Consider the following 383-nt stretch of genomic DNA (forward strand, 5'->3'; position numbering starts at 1 on the left):
CACCGTAGGAAGGCCTCTTCCATCAGCAATATTCCATTGCTGCCCGTACCCCTGGCCATATTGGAGAAATACAAGGAACATCCGACCTGCATTAAGAAAGGATGCTGTTTGCCCGTCATGTGCAACCAGAAGATGAACAGCTACCTCAAGGAAATAGCCGATTTCTGCGGCATTAAGAAGAATCTGACTACGCACGTTGCCCGTCACACTTTCGGGACTACGATCACGCTTGCCAACAATGTGCCTCTTCAAGATGTTTCCGTCATGCTCGGCCATGCCTCCACACGTATGACACAGCATTATGCACGGGTCATGAACAGCAGCCTGAAAGAAGCAATGGACAACGTGAAGAAACGCCTAGAATGGTAAATATACAACCGACC

1 protein-coding gene is annotated in these 383 nt (G+C 49.1%); it reads left to right on the forward strand.

Annotated elements, in window-relative coordinates:
- Positions 1-369 (forward strand): site-specific integrase (locus D4A39_RS19380; protein ID WP_147393982.1); only part of this gene is annotated, 369 nt, incomplete at its 5' end.
- Positions 370-383 lie beyond the last annotated feature (14 nt).

The organism is Alcanivorax profundi (genome assembly GCF_003597125.1).
GTDB classification, from domain to species: Bacteria; Pseudomonadota; Gammaproteobacteria; order Pseudomonadales; family Alcanivoracaceae; genus Alcanivorax; species Alcanivorax profundi.